20 protein-coding genes are annotated in these 18,788 nt (G+C 45.2%); 15 read left to right on the top strand and 5 right to left on the bottom strand.

Going from position 1 to position 18,788, the window contains the following annotated elements; all coding sequences use genetic code 11:
• Positions 1-24 precede the first annotated feature (24 nt).
• Both AC1DPK_RS01435 and AC1DPK_RS01430 read left to right on the top strand, forming a co-directional pair.
• Positions 25-741: a Cthe_2314 family HEPN domain-containing protein gene (locus AC1DPK_RS01435; protein WP_339204464.1), complete on the top strand. Its 717-nt coding sequence runs from the start codon at positions 25-27 to the stop codon at positions 739-741.
• Positions 742-760: 19 nt separating this feature from the next.
• On the top strand, positions 761-1,543 hold the full coding sequence (locus tag AC1DPK_RS01430; protein WP_076267524.1) for an SDR family oxidoreductase: 783 nt from the start codon (positions 761-763) through the stop codon (positions 1,541-1,543).
• 119 nt (positions 1,544-1,662) lie between these two features.
• Here the strand turns inward: AC1DPK_RS01430 and AC1DPK_RS01425 are convergent, their stop codons facing one another.
• Positions 1,663-1,908 (bottom strand): NifU family protein, encoded by a 246-nt coding sequence (locus AC1DPK_RS01425; protein ID WP_054026871.1) that lies wholly within the window; start codon positions 1,906-1,908, stop codon positions 1,663-1,665.
• Between the two features lie 86 nt (positions 1,909-1,994).
• Between AC1DPK_RS01425 and AC1DPK_RS01420 the strand changes: the two genes are divergently transcribed.
• Complete coding sequence (locus tag AC1DPK_RS01420) at positions 1,995-2,267, top strand: YuzB family protein (protein ID WP_477509034.1); 273 nt, start codon at positions 1,995-1,997, stop codon at positions 2,265-2,267.
• 9 nt (positions 2,268-2,276) lie between these two features.
• Here AC1DPK_RS01420 and AC1DPK_RS01415 read toward each other — a convergent pair whose 3' ends face one another.
• Both AC1DPK_RS01415 and mqnE read right to left on the bottom strand, forming a co-directional pair.
• On the bottom strand, positions 2,277-3,344 hold the full coding sequence (locus tag AC1DPK_RS01415; RefSeq protein WP_076267526.1) for an NAD(P)/FAD-dependent oxidoreductase: 1,068 nt from the start codon (positions 3,342-3,344) through the stop codon (positions 2,277-2,279).
• A 62-nt stretch (positions 3,345-3,406) separates the two neighbouring features.
• Positions 3,407-4,510: an aminofutalosine synthase MqnE gene (mqnE, locus tag AC1DPK_RS01410; RefSeq protein WP_076267527.1), complete on the bottom strand. Its 1,104-nt coding sequence runs from the start codon at positions 4,508-4,510 to the stop codon at positions 3,407-3,409.
• A gap of 250 nt (positions 4,511-4,760) precedes the next feature.
• Here mqnE and erpA point away from each other — a divergent pair, with 250 nt between their 5' ends.
• The 9 genes from erpA to AC1DPK_RS01365 all read left to right on the top strand — a co-directional run bounded on the left by erpA (position 4,761) and on the right by AC1DPK_RS01365 (position 13,120).
• Entirely contained in the window at positions 4,761-5,123 is a 363-nt protein-coding gene (gene erpA / locus AC1DPK_RS01405; RefSeq protein ID WP_339204459.1) for an iron-sulfur cluster insertion protein ErpA, read from the top strand.
• 121 nt (positions 5,124-5,244) lie between these two features.
• Positions 5,245-5,637: a hypothetical protein gene (locus tag AC1DPK_RS01400; RefSeq protein ID WP_477509033.1), complete on the top strand. Its 393-nt coding sequence runs from the start codon at positions 5,245-5,247 to the stop codon at positions 5,635-5,637.
• A gap of 479 nt (positions 5,638-6,116) precedes the next feature.
• Positions 6,117-6,548, top strand: coding sequence for a GAF domain-containing protein (locus tag AC1DPK_RS01395; RefSeq protein WP_076267530.1), 432 nt, complete (start codon positions 6,117-6,119; stop codon positions 6,546-6,548).
• 119 nt (positions 6,549-6,667) lie between these two features.
• Positions 6,668-7,324, top strand: a complete 657-nt coding sequence (locus AC1DPK_RS01390) for a response regulator transcription factor (protein ID WP_477509032.1) — start codon at positions 6,668-6,670, stop codon at positions 7,322-7,324.
• Positions 7,325-7,349: 25 nt separating this feature from the next.
• Positions 7,350-8,456, top strand: a complete 1,107-nt coding sequence (locus tag AC1DPK_RS01385; RefSeq protein WP_477509124.1) for a PAS domain-containing sensor histidine kinase — start codon at positions 7,350-7,352, stop codon at positions 8,454-8,456.
• Between the two features lie 10 nt (positions 8,457-8,466).
• Positions 8,467-9,207 (top strand): response regulator transcription factor, encoded by a 741-nt coding sequence (locus AC1DPK_RS01380; RefSeq protein ID WP_477509031.1) that lies wholly within the window; start codon positions 8,467-8,469, stop codon positions 9,205-9,207.
• Positions 9,204-10,301, top strand: a complete 1,098-nt coding sequence (locus tag AC1DPK_RS01375) for a sensor histidine kinase (protein WP_477509030.1) — start codon at positions 9,204-9,206, stop codon at positions 10,299-10,301. Before AC1DPK_RS01380 ends, AC1DPK_RS01375 begins: the two co-directional genes overlap by 4 nt.
• 124 nt (positions 10,302-10,425) lie before the next feature.
• Positions 10,426-11,202, top strand: a complete 777-nt coding sequence (locus AC1DPK_RS01370) for an ABC transporter ATP-binding protein (protein WP_477509029.1) — start codon at positions 10,426-10,428, stop codon at positions 11,200-11,202.
• Complete coding sequence (locus tag AC1DPK_RS01365; protein WP_477509028.1) at positions 11,177-13,120, top strand: ABC transporter permease; 1,944 nt, start codon at positions 11,177-11,179, stop codon at positions 13,118-13,120. The genes AC1DPK_RS01370 and AC1DPK_RS01365 overlap by 26 nt, the downstream gene beginning before the upstream one ends.
• A 69-nt stretch (positions 13,121-13,189) precedes the next feature.
• On the opposite strand, the gene AC1DPK_RS01360 is transcribed toward AC1DPK_RS01365, so the two are convergent.
• Together AC1DPK_RS01360 and AC1DPK_RS01355 are read right to left on the bottom strand one after the other, a co-directional pair.
• Positions 13,190-13,582 carry a hypothetical protein gene (locus AC1DPK_RS01360; protein ID WP_477509027.1) on the bottom strand — a complete coding sequence of 131 codons (393 nt, stop codon included), beginning with the start codon at positions 13,580-13,582 and terminating at the stop codon, positions 13,190-13,192.
• Positions 13,583-13,682: 100 nt separating this feature from the next.
• The gene (locus AC1DPK_RS01355; protein ID WP_477509026.1) at positions 13,683-14,447 is read right to left on the bottom strand and encodes a VCBS repeat-containing protein; all 765 of its coding nucleotides are present in this window, start codon (positions 14,445-14,447) and stop codon (positions 13,683-13,685) included.
• Between the two features lie 210 nt (positions 14,448-14,657).
• Here AC1DPK_RS01355 and AC1DPK_RS01350 point away from each other — a divergent pair, with 210 nt between their 5' ends.
• The 3 genes from AC1DPK_RS01350 to AC1DPK_RS01340 all read left to right on the top strand — a co-directional run bounded on the left by AC1DPK_RS01350 (position 14,658) and on the right by AC1DPK_RS01340 (position 18,779).
• Positions 14,658-15,245 carry an NAD(P)H-dependent oxidoreductase gene (locus AC1DPK_RS01350; RefSeq protein WP_477509025.1) on the top strand — a complete coding sequence of 196 codons (588 nt, stop codon included), beginning with the start codon at positions 14,658-14,660 and terminating at the stop codon, positions 15,243-15,245.
• Positions 15,246-15,373: 128 nt separating this feature from the next.
• A complete protein-coding gene (locus AC1DPK_RS01345) occupies positions 15,374-17,155 on the top strand; it encodes a sensor histidine kinase (RefSeq protein WP_477509024.1) in 1,782 nt (593 codons plus the stop codon).
• On the top strand, positions 17,148-18,779 hold the full coding sequence (locus AC1DPK_RS01340) for a response regulator transcription factor (RefSeq protein ID WP_477509023.1): 1,632 nt from the start codon (positions 17,148-17,150) through the stop codon (positions 18,777-18,779). Before AC1DPK_RS01345 ends, AC1DPK_RS01340 begins: the two co-directional genes overlap by 8 nt.
• The last annotated feature ends 9 nt before the right edge of the window (positions 18,780-18,788 follow it).

The following is an 18,788-nucleotide window of genomic DNA, read 5'->3' as shown; positions in this document are numbered from 1 at the left end:
TGTAAATGTAGAAGGGACTGTTCGATGATGCTGCGTTTCCTGTTTGATGAACCCTTAAGAAAAGCGGAAGGAACCCTTGCAGAAACGTATCGTTTCATGGATCAGTTCATCTCCATTTTGTCCAAAAAAATGGCTGAGAACGGAGCTGACGTTCAAAAGCTGCGCAAATATGAGATTTGGACGCTTGGACTTCGTTCTTCATTGGACGAGCTAGAGCAAAGCCATTATGTCGCCCTTCATTTTCAACATAAAATTACTTCCTCATCTCTCAAACAAATGACAGATGAGGAACGTATCCATTATAATCGTTATATCTACTTTGATAAAAACGCTTTTATCCGTGTATTTTCTTTGCTGGATAAGCTTGGTACGTTCCTTAATGAGCTGCTCGATATGAGAACGGAGCGGATCAAGCCGCATTTTTCTTATTTCACCGTTTTGCGCAACATGCGGGAGAAGAAAGCTCATCCAGGGCTTACTTGGAAGCTGAATGATGTGAAGGAGAAATACAAGGAATCAACAACAAGGATGCGCAAGCGCAGAAATACCGAGATTCATTTTATGAACTCGGAGATGCAGGATGATCTTATTCAAAGCAGCCGTATGTACGGTGAAGAGATCAAGCTGGAAAATGTAGCAGAGCAATCCGCTGATTTGACGCAGGGTCTATATTTAGCGATGGAATCGCTGCTGCTCACGTATCAATACGCATGCGGATTGATGCGAAACAAGCAACCATAATCCCGAGGGGGGAAAACTCGTGGGACTCAAAGGGAAAACAGCATTAGTAACAGGCAGCGCTAAGGGACTCGGCAAACGAACGGCGCTCCAGCTTGCTGAGCAAGGCTGCAATGTTGTCATTAACTACTACGAGAGCGAGCTTGAAGCACAGCAGGTAAAGGCACAGATCGAGCAGCTTGGTGTAAAGGCAATTACCGTGCAAGCTGATATTGCTACGACTGAGGGCGTTGAGCGGCTTGCTGACGAGGCTGAGCGCTCGTTTGGCGGCGTAGATATACTGGTCAACAACGCAGGCCCATTTGTCCGCAAGCGGCGTCTATTCAGCGAATATGATGAAGAGACTATTATTAGACTGCTCCATGGCAATTTGTTAGGCGTTATGCTGCTGGATCATCGCCTGCTGCCTGGCATGCGTGAGCGCAAATGGGGACGTATCGTTCACTTTGGCTTCGGACATGCAGGAGAAGCGCGGGCTTGGCCGCATCGAGCGGTATATGCCGCAGCGAAGACAGGACTTGTCTCGTTTACGAAGTCGTTAGCAGTCGAAGAAGCACCGCATGGCATTACCGTTAATTTAATTGGGCCTGGAGATATTCGGGGCGTCAACAAGGAACGATCTATTGCTGAGGTTGAGGAAGACTACGATAAAGAATCGCCGATCGGACGTCCGGGTACTGGCGAGGATGTAGCGCGCGTGGTGCTGTTTCTATGTGACCGGCAATCGAATTTCTTAACGGGTAATGTAATTGATGTCACAGGCGGCTTTGATCCAATTGTCGCCAATATTAAAGGGATGTTCTGATCTTATAGGAATTAAAAAAAAGAGTCTTATCGTTAAGCTTCGGAGCTAGCTCCTATGCTGTCGATAAGACTCTTCATCATTTGTCATGCCTAGAGCAATCATGATTCGTTCTTATATTTTTAGAATACTTGAACGACTTCGATTACACCTTCAACTTCTTCGAGAAGTGCGCGTTCGATACCCGCTTTAAGCGTGATCGTCGAGCTTGGGCAGCTTCCGCATGCACCCATTAGGCGAAGCTTGATGATGCCGCCTTCAACATCGACTAGTTCAACATCGCCGCCGTCGCGCTGCAAAAACGGACGAAGCTTATCGAGTACGTCCAATACTTCATCGTACATCGTGTCTTGTACTTGTTCACTCATTGCAATCATCTCCTTTCTCCCCTATTATAGTACAAAGTGAAGCAATTGAAAATGGATAGTAACTTAGTAAAGTTAGGTGAAGCATCATGTTTAAAACAATGATTGAGTTTTGTGCCAGTAATATGCACCACGGCACTGATCGTATAATGCAATTATTTGAGCAAAATGATGAATACGAAGTAACCGAATATGGCTGCTTAGGCAACTGCGGCGAATGTTATTTAAACCCATTTGCGTTAGTTGAGGGTGCAATCGTATCCGCAGACTCGGTAGACGAGCTGTACGACAATATTTTGAAAGCCATTGAGCAGCAAAAGGCAGATCAAGATGAGCTGGATAAGCTGCTCGATGATTTGTAATACCATGTACTAGCCAAGGTGACGTTTAGATCTCCAAAGCACTCCACTCTTAACAAGGCGCGGCACACGGCCCATAATCGCGGTTCCGCCCATCAAGCCGAAGCCGCTTTTTTTGCCAAGTGAACCGAGAACGCCTTTTAGCTTGATTTTGCCAAGACGAGGTGTCTTATCATGCCAGATAGCCTGCAGGACCTCGGCAATTTGCTTGCCTTGGGCACCTGCGGCTTGACCGCTTGGCGACAGCGGCAGTGCCGCGCAGTCACCAACGATAAATACATCGGTATGATCCGGCAATTGATGGTATTCATTAATGATAAGTCTGCCTTGATTATCCTTCGGCAATTCCATTCGCTGCACAAGCGGTACAGGCTGGATGCCTGCTGTCCATACCGTTACGTCTGTATAAATAGGCGTTGAAGAATTGCCATCATGCAAAATACCGCCTTCGACTTTTGTAAGTCCGACATGGCCGCGCATTTCAACATGATGCTCTCCGAACCATTCCGCTACAAAGGATTGCAGCTTGCTCGGGAAAGCCGAGAGCACCTTAGGCCCGCGATCCAAAATACGAATGTTAAGATCAGGACGACTCTCGCGCAGTTCCGCTGCAACCTCGACACCGCTTAGTCCGCCGCCTACAATGGACACTTGGCCATAAGGTTTAACGTCATTGAGCTGAGCGTAGGTTTGTCTAGCGGCTGAGAAGGTCTGAATGCTCGTAGAATACTGCTCAGCGCCTTCAATCCCATGATATTTATCCGTACATCCAAGGCCGATCACAAGCCATTCATATTCCATTGATTCTTGACCTTCGATATGAACAAGCTTCAGCTCCATATCCACATCGGTGACCTCGCCGTAAGCGAGTGAAATTCTCGGATCAACTGGAAATTTTACGCGAAGCTCCAGGTCTGAAACAGTTCCTGCAGCAAGCGCGTAATATTCCGTTTTTAAGCCTTGAAAAGGCATTCGGTCAATCAGTACGATGGAAACATCGATCGGCAACTGTTTTTCTAAGAGCTCGTTAGCTATGGCAAGACCGCCATAACCTCCGCCCAAAATAATAAGTTTTCTCATATGATTTCCAACTCCACGTTTCTAGATGATGGTCTATTTTGTGCGTTCGTGTTGTAGATTACTCACTCGTAAACTTTAATTTCATTGTAAAAAGTATCGCGTTCCACCGGAATTCGTCCTGCGCCTTTAATGAGCCAAATGAGATCTTCGCGCGTTATGCCTTCAGGAGTTAGGGCACCTGCAGCATGACTGATTTTTTCCTTCACAATCGTGCCATGCGCATCCGATGCTCCCATCGTTAATGCGACTTGTGTAAGCTGTACACCAATGTTAATAAAGTAAGCCTTAATATGCTGGAAGTTGTCGAGCATCAAACGGCTGATTGCAATCGTCTTAAGATCCTCGAATGCTGAATTACGTCTGCGAATGCCGGCTCTTGGATTAATCGGCTGCATGGAAAGCGGAATAAATACTTGGAAGCCGTTTGTTTCGTCTTGAAGATCACGAATATGCATCATGTGGCGGATGCGGTCTTCTTTCGTTTCAATTGAACCATATAGCATGGTTGTGTGCGTGCGCAGGCCTAGTTCATGGGCAGTCCGGTGAACCTGCAAATATTGGGTAACATCGGCTTTGTCTACACGCATTTTTTTGCGGTAATGATCTGATAATATTTCTGCGCCGCCGCCTGTTAGCGACTTCAGGCCGGCTTTCATGAGCTCCTCAAGCACCTCGCGGTAAGTCAAGCCGCTGATTCGGGAGAAAAAGTCGATCTCCGCAGCAGTATAAGCCTTAAGAGTTACGTCGGGATAACGCTCATTTAATGCTTTCAAAGAATCTACATAATATTGGAAAGGAACATTCGGATTATGACCGCCTACGATATGAAATTCCCGAACGCCAGGGTGGAAATGCTGTTCTACATATTCAATCATTTGCTCGCCGCTAAGCGTGTAGGAGCCTTCCTCGCCTTCATCCTTGCGGAAGTTGCAAAATGCACAATGGGCTTCACATACGTTCGTAAAGTAAAGACTCATGTTCTCAATAAAATAAACCTTCTTGCCATTTTTGCGCAGGGCAACTTCATTTGCGAGCTGTCCAATTGTAAGCAGATCGTCTGATTGATATAAGAAAACACCATCTTCAAGCGTTAAACGCTGCCCATGACGCACTTTTTCAATAATGTGCTGCATCTTTGTATCCTCTGTCGGTATTATAACGTTCATGGCTAAGCCTCCTGATTTAAGTAGTTTGTGAAAAAAATAACTTTCTTTTCCGATTAAAGAAGCTGTAACTATTATAAACCTCATACGTAGCAGGGGCAATAAGAAAAGTATTGGCATTTACACAAATTGTAAATTTCATTTGTGGGCATGCTTCTATTGAGCAACTGAACAAACTGGAGTATACTACAAATAAGTAAGTGAAAAGTAATCAGCAATTAAAACGAATGATGGATAAACGGAGGGATGTAGCATGATCACAATCAGTGATACAGCATCTGACAAAATAAAAGAAATGCTTGCTGAAGAGGGCGGCCCTGAAATGTTTTTGCGCATTGGCGTAAAAGAAGGCGGCTGCAGTGGTTTCTCTTACGGCATGGGCTTTGACGATGAAGAGCATGAAGGCGATAAGGCTTTAGATATGGAAGGCCTTAAAGTGGTTGTAGATGGAGAAAGCGTCAAATACTTAACCGGTCTTGTTATCGATTTTAAGGAATCGGCAATGGGCGGCGGTTTTACGATCGAGAACCCGAATGCAAGTGCAACTTGCGGCTGCGGTTCATCGTTCCGCACAGCGAAGGATGCAGGAAAACCAGCTGCAGCAGGCGAGTGCTAATAACGAGCGGTGAATGTTATCTTCCGAAATGCGTATGAAATTCATATGCATTCCGGAAGTTTTTTTTGTTGTCGGTTTGGCTTTAAGTCTATAAATCGATCATCTTGGGGGATAACAGCGCATGAAATTTATTCGTGATTATAGACAGTTTATTGAGGTAGGTTGTACATCATGCAATAGAAAGCATACAGTTCAAACAGACAACTATACGATTTCCTCAGAAGGCTATGCGTTTCATTCACCGATCCAATGTGCTTGCGGCCACATGGCGAGTACGGCAATAAAGGACAAGAGAACATGGACAACCATGAAAACCGAAAAAAATGAAATGATGAAAAGAAATAAAGCGACGACGATTAAGCTAATGTTAGTCATTGGTTTTACGATCGTATTTTTTGCAGGCGAAATGTTCTATTTGCTGAACAAAAATGAAGCGGAGCAGAAGAGCGCTCAACACGATGCAGAGAAAGAGTCATCCAGCCTTATTGTTGTTCAAACCCAGGAGAACTTCTAATCATTATGGGATGAATGCAGGCATCAAAAAAATTTTCAAAACAGGTATAAGGAAGCAAAATGATGTGCATATTAGATTTGACGGTGTGAAGAGAGGTGTGGTTCCGTTGGACCTTTTGGTGCTAGGGCTACAGGAGGAACTTATTTAATCACTAAGCTTTTATGAAAGCGAGGGGTTGTGTCGCAGAGCATCTCTGAACACACACGCTAAGCGCAATCCATTAAAACGGAATGTGTACAAGCGGTGCCCAAGTAATCTTAACAATGTGAAGTGTTAGATGTGAAGACTCGTACGATCAAACACCGTCGAAGAAGGAGCCTGTAAAAGGGCTCCTTTTTTCTATGCCGAAATCTCGATGCATACTAAGGCAATGATGGTTTGGATGGCATTAATTCAGGGAATTCCCTGACATACAAAGCATTTGCTTAGCTTTATAATAAGGTTAGAGAATGCTTGTATTTCCTGAAGGAGGAATGAGGATGAAGACGATAGAAGCGGAAATCGCTGCATACATCGAGCGATTGAAGAGGGAGACAGGCAGCGATTTCGCTATACTCGGCTTGATCGATACGGGCAAACGTAAGCTGCGCTGGTCCAAGGCGTCAGGCAGCATAAGTGAGCGCACACCGCTTGTTGAGCAGAAGTCGTCTGCGGGTTTGTCCGGTACTGCGATACGCTCCGGCAGAACCGCAAGCACAAGCTCGGCAATGACTGATACGGTGCGGTTCAAGTTAGGAGAGCCGATTCTGCTGACAGAGCAGCTGCGCATTGCTGCAAGCGTACCCATTCAAACGCCTAAAGGCATCTGCGGCGTTCTGCTTATCGGTAGACGCTCGGAGAAGACCTATGTCGCCGAAGAGCTGGAGAAGGCTTCACATATTACAGTAGAGCTCTCATCAATGCTCGTTTGATGATGGCTTTTTTTGACTGTAAATACAATTCACTGTCTAATGTAAGCTATACTAGTATAGATAATAGAAATGATAGACTCATATCGACAGAGGTATCATTCCAGTGAGGGGAGAACAAGATGATTAAGCTGCTTATTTGTGATGATCATGCCATGGTCAGATCGGGTCTAGCAATGCTGCTGCACGGCAAGCATGATATCGAGGTAGTAGGGGAAGCCTCGGAAGGGGACGAAGCCATTCAGATGGCACAGCAATTAGTGCCGGATGTTGTATTGATGGATCTTAGTATGCCGCATGGCAAAGACGGGATGACAGCAACGACGGAGCTGAAGAAGCTGCTGCCTGAGACGGCGGTTCTTATTTTGACGATGCATGACGATGACGAATATTTGTTCCGTGCGATTCATATCGGAGCTTCAGGCTATATTTTGAAAAATGCGCCTCATGATGAGCTCATATCAGCGATCCAGTCGGTTGCGCAAGGAAATGCATATCTTTATCCTACGGCTACCAAGCGGTTGATGAGCGAATATCTCGTCAAGCTGAAGCAAGGCGGGGAGGACAACAACCCTTACAACACGTTATCTGAGCGTGAAAAGGAGATTTTGGGCTGGATCGCCAAAGGGTATTCAAATAAGGAAATAGCGGAAAGTTTAATTATTAGCGTAAAGACAGTCGAGACTCACAAAAGCCATGTGATGGATAAGCTTGGGCTTAGAACAAGGCCGGAGCTCATTAAGTTTGCGCTAGAGAAGGGGCTGCTGCATTTTGATTAAGCATGGCGGTAACAACTTTCGGCGAATGATTGGGTCAGACGTCGATTATCTTCTATCCGTTTTGGAGGATGAGATTGATGATAAGTCGATGCTTACGCAAGTTAATCAATCGCTTAAGCAGCTTGCAGATGTGAAGTTTGCGCTGGATGAATCGTCAATCGTTGCGGTAACGGATCATAAAGGCCGCATTGAATATGTAAACGATAAGTTTTGTGAAATTTCTAAGTACAGCCGTGAAGAGTTAATAGGCAAGGATCATCGGATTATCAACTCCGGATTTCATGGGCGCGATTTCTTCCGCAAGCTGTGGGAGGTTATTTCAAGCGGCGAAGTATGGCGTGGCGAAATTAAAAATCGCGCCAAGGACGGCAGCTACTACTGGGTTAACACGACGATTGTTCCCTTCGTTGATGAAGCGGGCAACCCTTATCAATATTTAGCCATTCGCAGTGAAGTGACGCAGCGGAAGCGGGCTGAGCAAGAGCTGAAGGAAATGATGGTTAAGGTGATTGAAATCCAAGAGGAAGAGCGAAAACGAATATCGAGAGAACTGCATGACGGGATTGGCCAAAGTCTCTTTTCGCTGCTTATTCGGCTTGACCGCATTATCGGCGATCACGATGACATTCCTGAGCTGGGCGCGCTTCGCAGCGATGTATCTGGCGTGATGGAGGATATTCGTGGTTTGGCTTGGGAGCTGAGGCCATCGGTTCTCGATGATTTAGGTGTCGTTCCGGCAATAAGAACTTATGTGGACAATTATTCACAGCATTTTGGCATTCGATTGACGCTCACATGCAATTTAAAGAGCAGGCTGGGCATTATGAAGGAAACAGCTATTTATCGTGTCATTCAAGAAGCATTAACGAATATCGCGAAGTATGCCGATGTAGGCGAGGCTGAAGTGGTGGTTGAGGAGCTGGAGGATGAGGTCGTTGTCAGCGTAACAGATCAAGGGCTCGGTTTCAGTCCTGATCGCATCGGCCACGGTGTAGGCTTATTCAGCATGGAGGAGAGAGCTCGCAGCATCGGCGGTTATTTGGATATTGTTTCGGAGCCTGGCAAAGGAGCAAAGGTGAAGCTTATTGTTCCTAAAGATAAGAAGTCGGAAGGAAAAGGCGTAAACCTATAGGAGGAATTTCATGTATCGAGTTTTCATCATTGAGGACGACGATAAGATTGCTTTAATTCTCAAAAAAAATATGGATAAATACGGATTTGAGGCAGCCGTTGTTACACAGTTTCGTGAAATTATGCCGGAGCTGGAGGCTTTTGATCCGCATGTCATTTTGCTCGATATTAATTTGCCTTACTATGATGGTTATTATTGGTGCAGACAAATTCGAACACGTTCAAGCCTCCCTATTATTTTTATTTCTGCCCGTGCTGGCGAGATGGATCAAGTTATGGCTATAGAGAACGGCGGCGATGATTATATTACAAAGCCTATCCATTTGGATTTATTAATGGCAAAGGTGAAGAGTGTGCTAAGGCGAGCTTACGGGGAATATGCGGCATCCGGGTCTGCAGCAGCAGAAACCGGCGTTGCCTCGCAAACAGGGGAGCTGTCAGCTGGTGATCTCCGTCTTTACTTGAACCGTAATGAGCTTGAATGGAAAGACTGCCGCATTGAGCTGACAAAAAACGAGCAGCTGCTGGCTGAATGCTTGATGAAGCGGCAAGGCATGGTTGTTTCGCGAGAGCAGCTGCTTGAAGCGCTTTGGGACGATGTGCAATTCGTCGATGATAATACGCTTACGGTCAATGTGACCAGACTTCGGAAAAAGCTGGAGGAGCTTGGGCTTCCTAAAGCGATTGAAACGGTGCGGGGACAGGGCTATAAGCTCGTAATAGAAAATGCAGTAGGAGAAACGTCACGATGAGAGGCTTATCGCTGGCGTTATTTTTACGTGATCGTCTGTTATTTATATTTATGGTTTGTTTAATTATTTTACTCGCCGTCAGCCTGCTTCTCCTTGAGCGTGAGCGCTACCCAGGGTTAGTCGAGCTGGGTACGATTTATTATTTTATTGTTATTGCTTTATTTTTGCTAGGGACGTGGCTGATCGTCGATTATTTGCGGCAGCGCACGTACTTTAAGCAAATGTTGGAGGCGATCGCACGGTCTGAAGAACTGCAAGCTTCAACAATCGTACAAGCTACAGTAACACAAGAGCAGAAGCTTGTCGCTAAAATGCTGGAGGAGCAGAGTAGGGCTTATTTGAACGAGCTTGGCAAATATCGAAGGCAGCAGGAAATACATAATCATTTTGTGCTGCAATGGGTGCATCATATGAAGACGCCGGTATCTGTCATCGATTTGCTCGCTCAGGAGGTTTTGCAGCAGAACTCGTCCTCGCAGCAGGAACAGCAGCAGCTGGCGCTAAGTATGCAGGAGGAAACTGACCGAATGACGCGGGGGCTTGAGATGATGCTGTATACAGCTCGTCTGGATAAGTTTGAAATCGACCTGCATGTCAAGCAGGTAGCGCTTCATGAACTTGTGCGCTCGGTCATCAACGCCCATAAGAAGCTTTGCATCCGTTACTCCATTTTCCCTCGTGTCGAGGGGGAAGCATCCGTGGAAACCRATGAGAAATGGATGACCTTTGTGCTTAATCAGTTCATTAGCAACGCAATCAAATATAGTAAAAGCAAAGAAGGCGGCAAAAAACTGCTCTTTCAATTGGAAGCGTTCAATGACGGAGGAGGCAGGCTGCAGGTGATCGATGAAGGCATTGGTATTGCGCCGCATGATCTTCCACGCATCTTTGATCCTTTCTTCACAGGTGAGAATGGACGAACGGCGGGCGAGTCAACTGGAATGGGGCTTTATTTGGCTAAGCAGGTATGCAATCGGTTAGGTCATGAGATGACCGTTTCCTCGGTACTCGGAGAAAGTACGACGGTCAGTGTCGCATTCAAACCGCGCGGCATTCATATTATGGGCAGCCGAGGTAACGGAAGCTCAGGTTAGGTGACAAATTTGTAAGGTTGGCAGGGTGTGAATGAAAGGGAAATCGATGGGTTTAACCTCTTCCCCTCGTCTATACTAACGGTAATGAAGCACATTACAGATAGATCTGGGGAGGAACAAAGCAATGAGCGTACTAAAAGCAGAAGGGCTTGGCAAAATATACAGCAGTAAAGGCAATGTCGCTTACAAAGCGCTTGAGGATATAGAGCTTCAAGTGGAAGCGGGAGAATTCGTAGGGGTAATGGGGCCCTCTGGCAGCGGAAAAACAACTCTGCTGAATTTATTGTCCACGATCGATCGACCAACCTCTGGTCAAATTGAAATCAACGGCATAAATCCGAGCAAGCTAACGGACAAGAAGCTTGCCTTATTTCGCCGCCGCGAGCTCGGTTTCGTCTTTCAGGATTTTAACTTGCTAGATACATTATCAATCAAGGAAAACATCATTTTGCCGCTCGTAATGGAGGGCATGGCACCGAAGCTAATTGAACAAAAACTGGATTCGCTCGCTGAATTGCTGCAAATCAAACAAATCTTGAATAAGCGGACGTATGAGGTGTCTGGCGGCCAGAAGCAGCGCGCAGCAATCGCCCGTGCTATTATTCATCAGCCTTCGCTCGTGCTTGCAGATGAGTTGACGGGCAATCTCGATTCCAAATCAGCGAAGGATGTTATGGATTCCCTGAAGGACATGAATGAGCGTTTTAAGGCGACCGTATTGATGGTAACGCATGATCCATTCTCTGCGAGCTACTGCCAGCGCATCGTATTCATCAAGGACGGCAAGTTTTTCTCGGAAATTCGCCGCGGCTCAAACAGGCAAGCGTTTTTCCAACAAATACTAGATGCGCTCAGCGTGCTGGGAGGTAATTTCGATGACGTTCCGTTCGCTCGCGCTTAGTAACATTCGGGGCAACTGGCGGTCGTACAGCGCATTTTTCCTGAGCAGCGTCTTTTCCGTTATGATCTTTTATATTTATGCAGCGTTTCTATACCATCCAGAAGTAACGAGCGGCCACATTATGGCAGCATCAAAAATTCGTACAGGCATGGTGTTTTGTGAATATATTATCGTCATATTCTCGTTTTTGTTTGTGCTCTATTCTAATTCAGCATTTCTCAAAACGAGGCAGCAGGAATTTGGTTTGTTCTCCTTATTCGGGATGACAAAAGTTCAGCTTCGAAAGCTTGTTATTTATGAAAATGCAGCCATCGCTGCGCTGGCCATCGCTGTAGGCATCGGTCTTGGCATGCTGTTCAGCAAGGTGTTTTTTATGGCTCTAACGGTGCTTCTTAATTTGCAGGAAGCGATATCTTTTGCGGCTCCAATCAAAGCCATTGGCTTAACGGCAGGCGGTTTTTTTGTTCTGTTCATGCTGATCTCCATTTGGACAGCGCTTCGCATTGGACGAACTGAAATTATTGATTTGCTGAAAGCGGCTCGCAAGCCAAAAGGACAGCTCGTATTCTCGCCTTGGCTGGTTGCTGTGTCTGTCGTTTGCTTATCGGCTGCATATGGCATGGCTTTGGTTATGAACGATGGAAATTTCATGCTCCTAGCCTTGCCAATACTAATTACTGTCGTTATCGGGACGTACTTTCTCTTTACTCAGCTGAGCATTTTGCTGCTCCGCTATATTCAAAAAAGATCATCGATATATTATAAACGGACCAATATGATCGTGTTTGCACAGCTCGGCTATAAGATAAAGGATAATGCGCGTATTTTATTTATTGTATCAATTCTTAGCGCGATCGTTATGACTGCCCTTGGGACGGTATATGTGATGAACATCGGTGCCAAAAAAAATATGATAGAATACTCTCCTTTCTCACTAGCTTATAGTGAAAAAGGCTTGAATACACATGAGGTTATTGACCCAGGTAAGCTTAGACAAGTAGTCAAAGAGGACGGCTACAAAATTGTGCGTGAAGCAAAGGCAGCTGGCGTACTGTTGAATCGCTTTTCGGTTAAATGGGGAGACGAAAAGGCGCATGATTATGATTATGCTGCTTTGGTTATTTCAGCTACCGACTACAACAAGCTAGCAGCATTGACGGGTCAGCCGAGCATTCAGCCTGAGAATGGCAAGCTAACGCTTATAAAGTCCTATTTATCAAAAGGAAGAGAACAAGCAGGTACTGTAAAAGGCAGCATTAACGGTAAGGAAACGGCATTCGATATAAGCGGCTCGGTACAAGCGCATGTAATGAATTATCTCGATAGCAACTATTTTACTTTCGTAATGGATGATTTTTCCTACATGCAGCTGCTAACGAGTGTGCCTGAAGATGAGCTTTATGTGATGTATGGCTATGAATTAAGCAATTGGGAGAAAACAGCAGCTACGGTTGAGAAGCTTAGCAAGCTTGTGCCAGAACAATTTCAATCCCAAACCGATTTTAGCCGTGTAAAAACGCTGCAAGAAATGAATCAAACGGTTTCTTTGACTTTATTTATCGGAATGTTCATTAGTTTGTTATTCTTTATTGCTTCGGGAAGCATGATTTATTTCAAGCTGTTCACCGAGCTGCAGGATGATCAAGCACAGTTTAAGGCTTTAGTTCGCATCGGGATGACCAAGGGCGAGATTCGGAAAATCGTCGTCACACAGGTTGGCATTGTCTTTTTCGTTCCCGTTATCGTTGGCATTTGTCATGCCTTGTTCGCAATGAAAGCACTCGATAACCTGATGGAGTCATCCAATTGGATTTACTCTTTCGTCGTTATCGGCATTTATATCGTGATGCAGACGTTGTACTTCATAACCGCATGCAGCAGCTACATGAAGAGCATGCTTCGCGGGGCTAACGCATAATAAAATTAAAAAAACGGCTTTTTCCTCAGAAAATGAGGAGAAGTCGTTTTTTTATGTTCATATGAACATTTAGAAGCAAGTGAAAGAGCTGATTCTCCGTAAATCTATACCGGTGTAACCCCATGATCTTCCGAACCAACGGAAACCGGAGACAGATGTACGTCCGACAAATACAGGGAAAAACCAGAAACCATGACCATTCTCCATCCATACGTAAGTGTTGCGGAACAAACAGCCGGAAATAGCGCCTGGATCAATTGCAAATGACGAAACAGCTGGCTGCGGCGGCGTGAATTGTGGAGGCGGAGCGGTCGGACCCGACATACCTGGTTGACCTTGTTGTCCTGGTCCCATAGGTCCTTGTGGACCTTGTGGACCTTGCGGACCTTGCGGTCCAAATGGTCCGAAAGGCCCCATCGGTCCCATTGGCCCCTGAGGGCCTATTGGAGGCATAAATGCCATGCAAAATCACTCCTTATCAATTGGGCTAATGCATGTTATGCAGAAATACCTAGCAACGATTGGGCGAACGATCATTGTCAGCGATTCAATCTGAAAAAAGTTAAAAATGTGATTGGAGCGGAGTACCGATTATAGCGACGTTTAATCTAGAGGAATCAAATCTGTTTCCATTCCATGTCAGCAGATTCTCTACATAACCGAGCGTATCAGCGTTTGTTGGTCCAATGATGCGCTGAAGAGCCTGCAGATCAAAGGATGCACGGTTTTCGGCTGTAATAATTGGGTTTAATGCTGCGATAGCCAGCACTTCACCTTGCAGAGGCTGCTTCAGCGTTCCGTTTTCGTTGTAATAAGTGGCTAAATAAGCGGCCCCTTTGCTGCTTATATCAATTATAAACAGCAAATCAAGCTGAGCACTTGATACCGATACTTTGTACATATCTTCATACTGGACGCGAAACTTGTATTGTTGATTGTAGCTGTCTGAATCAAACAGCTTGTGAAGCGCATGGTGAGCGAAGGAGTAAATGTAGAAAATGCCGTAACCGCCGCTTCCTCCGGAATCGATACTGATCAAAATGTCTGGTATTTGATTTTTATCAAAGTCGCCAAGCAGCAGGACAGCGTTATAACCGGCATTATTTTGTAAAGGAACGACTGTTCGCTGCTGTGAATAACCATCTTGAATGACTAGCGTAATATGATCTGCGAATATACCGGATGGTCCATCCGGTTTATGACCAATTAAATAAATCTGATCAGGTATACCGTCACCAGTTACATCTCCTTGTTTCATGTCGAGCAAATATTCGTCTGTTGCTAACCGATCTGGCTGGTACCTATGTGTATGGAAATACGAGTGCATAACTTTTCCTCCAAGCCTAAAATACATGGTTTCTGTCTATACCTATGCCAATCCCTTGCGATTGGACTGTGCGAATGCCTAGAAGCGGGCAAACAAACCAAAGCAAGCTTTCGTTTGAAAAGAGAGCATTCAGGCATTACATATTGCAAGATGATTAGGCAACACTAATGCGGACTGATGTCTATATACTTACGGAGGTGCAGCCTTTTTATGAAGCACTTAATCGTCTATTGTCATCCTAATCCAGACAGCTTTAATAACGCCATTGTGGATGCTTTTATTGAATCATTAAAGGAGCAAGGCCATGAGGTCGTCGTCCGAGATTTGTACGCGATGCGATTTGACCCTGTGCTCAAAGCCAGCGATTTTGAGGCGCTGCGCGAAGGCAACACACCTTTGGATATTAAAACGGAGCAAGAGCATGTGAAATGGGCGGATGCTTTTACGATGGTATATCCTATTTGGTGGACGGGGCTGCCCGCACTTATTAAAGGTTACATTGATCGAGTATTCTCGTATGGTTTCGCTTATGCGTATGGTGAGGATGGAACGATCAGCAAGCTGCTTGCGGGCAAGAAGGGGCTTATTATTAATACACATGGAACGCCTTCGGAGATTTACAGCCAGACTGGCATGTACGATGGGCTGAAAAAAACTTCGGATACGGGTATTTATGAATTTTGCGGCATCAAGTCAGTTGGCCATATATTTTTTGGCAGCGTGCCGCAAATTGATGATGCAGCCCGAAAGAAGATGCTCGAAGAAGTGCGGGGCAAGGCAGTCAGCTTGTTCGAATAGAAAGCCAAGAAAAGCTGGTCGCAACGATGCGATCAGCTTTTCCTTTTTTTAAAGCATGCTTGTCCTGTCCGAGGTTGAGGAGTATCATATAGTCCAAAAGCCTAAATGTATAGAATTGGAGATTTGGAATGAGAATCGGCATTCGCACCAAGATATTCACAAGCTTCTCTGTAGTAATCATTGTTTCGCTGACGATAGTTAGCGTGTTGTGGTACAACAAATATTATGATAGCCAGCGCGATTCGGCTGAGAGCTTTATGTCCCGTACCATTTTGGATGCAAATAAAAGCTTCGAGCTTACTCTCAAGGACATCGATTATATTAGTACGATTATTTCTCTTAACCGGCCCAACGTGATTGATGTGCTTTTGCCTGATCCTTCTGAAAGTTTAATTAATCGACTCGAGAAGGATCGTAAGCTTGATAACTTCATTTCTAGTTTATATGGCTACAAATATTACATATCGAGCATACAAGTAGCGAGTTTGGGAGGCCGCAGCTACTCGCAGGGGGCCACGGTTCCAACCAATGAATTTATGGAGTCGAGCTGGTTCGAGCAGCTGCTCGAGCAAAGAGGGAACAAAATATTTATTACGACTCATTCCAATAAAAAACTTAATTATGTGTCTTCCTATGTGAACCAAAACGTCGTTTCTATTGCGAGGGCAATCATGGACGGCTCGGAGGCGGCAGGTTACGTCATGGTTGATTTCAGTTATGAGGTTGTTGAGCGTATTTTCAATACCCCTCTGCCTAATAAAAGTCAGTTGTTTCTGATTGATGAAAAAGGGAATTTTGTCTACTCGCCGCGCAACAAGGATATTAATCAGCCGATTTCAGATACAGCTTATGCAGATGTACTCCCTGAGTTGAAGGGCAGCTCGGGCAAGCTAAGCATGAACATAAACGGAGAGAAGCATCTTGTTATTTATCATACTTCCGATTTTACAAATTGGACGACAGTGGGGCTAATTCCACAGGGTGAGCTGCTCGCAGAGAGCAGAAAAGCAGCCAATACGATTATGATTATTCCTATGGTGACCCTCATTGTTGCCCTTTTTGTTGCTACGATTTTGTCCAATCAAATTACGATTAATATCGGCCGTTTAAGGCAGGCCATGAAGAAGGTCAGCGAGGGCAATTTATCTGATCCTATTGCCATATCATCAGGAGATGAGGTGGAGGAGCTGAGCCATGGCTTTAACGCGATGGTTACCAACTTGCGGCTGCTGCTTGATGATGTGAAGCAAACGGAGGAGCAGAAACGGATTCTTGAGTTTAAAGCGCTTCAGGCGCAGATCAATCCTCATTTTTTATTCAATACACTAAATCAAATCAAATGGCTGGCAGATGTACAGAAAGCCGACAATATTAAGCAGCTTGTTACTTCTCTCGTTACACTCCTGCATAGCAGCATGGGAAAAGGCGGAGAGTATGTTACCGTTCAAGAGGAACAGCAATATTTGGAGCATTATTTGAATATTCAGCAGTTTCGTTATTACGATAAGTTTGTCGTTGTATTCGACATCGAGGAAGAGATTTTGCAGGTGCGTATGTTGAAGTTTTTGCTGCAGCCTATCGTTGAGAATGCCCTCATTCATGGCTTAGAGCCGCTTAAGGGAAGAGGACAGCTCACGGTTAAAGGATATGAGGATGATGGACATATCGTAATACAGGTGTCAGACAATGGTGTAGGCATCGAGCAAGAGCGATTGGAAACTATTTTTAATAAAGTCACTGAAAAAAATCGGTCTAGATTTAGCGGTATTGGGCTTGTAAATGTACAGCAGAGAATGAAGCTCCATTATGGAATAGGCTATGGCCTGCAAATCGAGAGCGTGCCCGGTTTATTCACGACGGTAACTGTGCGTATTCCGATTGAAGTGAAGGGAGACAACAAGCATGATTAATGTTTTGCTGGTCGATGACGATCTGCCTATGTTGAGCAAGCTGAAAAACATCATGAACTGGGAAGCGGGCAGCTTTCATTTATGCGGAGAAGCCAGCGGCGGCTATGCAGCGATCAAGCTTCTGGATGAACGCAAGCCTGAAATCGTCATTACGGACATGAGTATGCCGGGAATGGATGGTTTAGAGCTGATCAGTTATATGGAGGAGCATTATCCGCATATTCAAGTGATAGCGATCAGCAGCTACAGCGATGTTCATTATGTGAAGAACAGTATGAAAAAGGGCGCTGTCGACTATATTTTGAAGCATGAGCTGGATGCAGAAACACTGGCTGCTGCCCTTGCAAGCGCACGGGAGCGGTTTGCGATAGAGCAGGAGGAGCAGGCGAAGACGCTGGATTTGCAGCGACAAATTCAGCAGAATCAAACAACGCTGATCAGGGGGGTCATTCGAAGTCTTGTTCAGTACACATACAATAGCGAAGAAGAGCTTCTCGTGCAGATGGACAAGCTTGATTTAGCTCTGAACCTACGGATGCTCACCGTCGTCGTTGCGGAGTGGGATAGCCGCGGCATGCTTCATGATAAATATAACGCCAAAGAGCTTGACTATATTATGGGCACTTTTATGGATATTACCGACAATATCCTTGCAGATACAGGAAACGCTTATATGACGCCGATCGAAAATGGGAAGTTTGCCATTTTATTTTCATTTGATACGAACAGCAAATTTATTTGGCACACGATTATATCGGAAGCGCTCTCCCGAATCAGATTGAGCGCCAAACGGCAGCTTAACCAGATGTTAAGCTTCAGCGTAAGTGAAATGTGCAGCAAGGTGAATGTGCTGCATGAATACTTCAATGAGGCGGATAAAGCGCTGCAGGAGAGGTTTTATGAAGGCGGCGATGTCGTCATCTGGCCGGGGATACAGCGAAAGGCAGGGGCTGACTCTGGAACAAGCTTCTCCGTTGATGTGAAGCTGGAGCGAACATTGCTGTCGCTTCTCGCAGCATCCAATGAAAAGGATCTGGTCACTAAAATTGAAGAGCTGTTTACTAGAATGAATGAAGCGCGTGCACCGCATAAAACGGCTCAAATGGTTGCAGTAGAACTCATTCATCTTGTTAATCGCAAGGCGAAGGAAGCTGGCATTGCAGATCAGGATTTGTTCGAGGGCGATCAGAATCCTTATCTGGCGATTGGTAAATTTGATACGCTCTCCGATCTGAAGGAATGGATTGTTGGGGTGTATAAGAAGCTTGTCGAGGCGCTTCGTCCGTATGTGCATGACAATCTTTATTCTGAAAATACCCGCCGCACGATGGAGTGGGTTCGGAAAAAATTCTCAGAGCCAATCACTTTGCAGGAGGCCGCAGATATCATTGGAGTCAATTCCTCTTATTTGAGCCGGATGTTCAAGGAGGARTGCGGWCARGGCTTCRCYGATTATGTSAACCATGTGCGAGTGGARCAAGCTAAGCTGCTGATCAGGTCAGGCGATGTTGATTTAAAGGATGTTGTGAAGCAGGTTGGTTTTAACAATTACAATTATTTCTTTACGGTATTCAAAAAAATTACTGGAAACACGCCAATCGAATATGAAAAACAACAAAAATAAGATTATTTG

The sequence above is a fragment of the Paenibacillus sp. 01T424 genome, from assembly GCF_056398745.1.
This window is presented reverse-complemented; position numbering and strand designations above follow the sequence as displayed.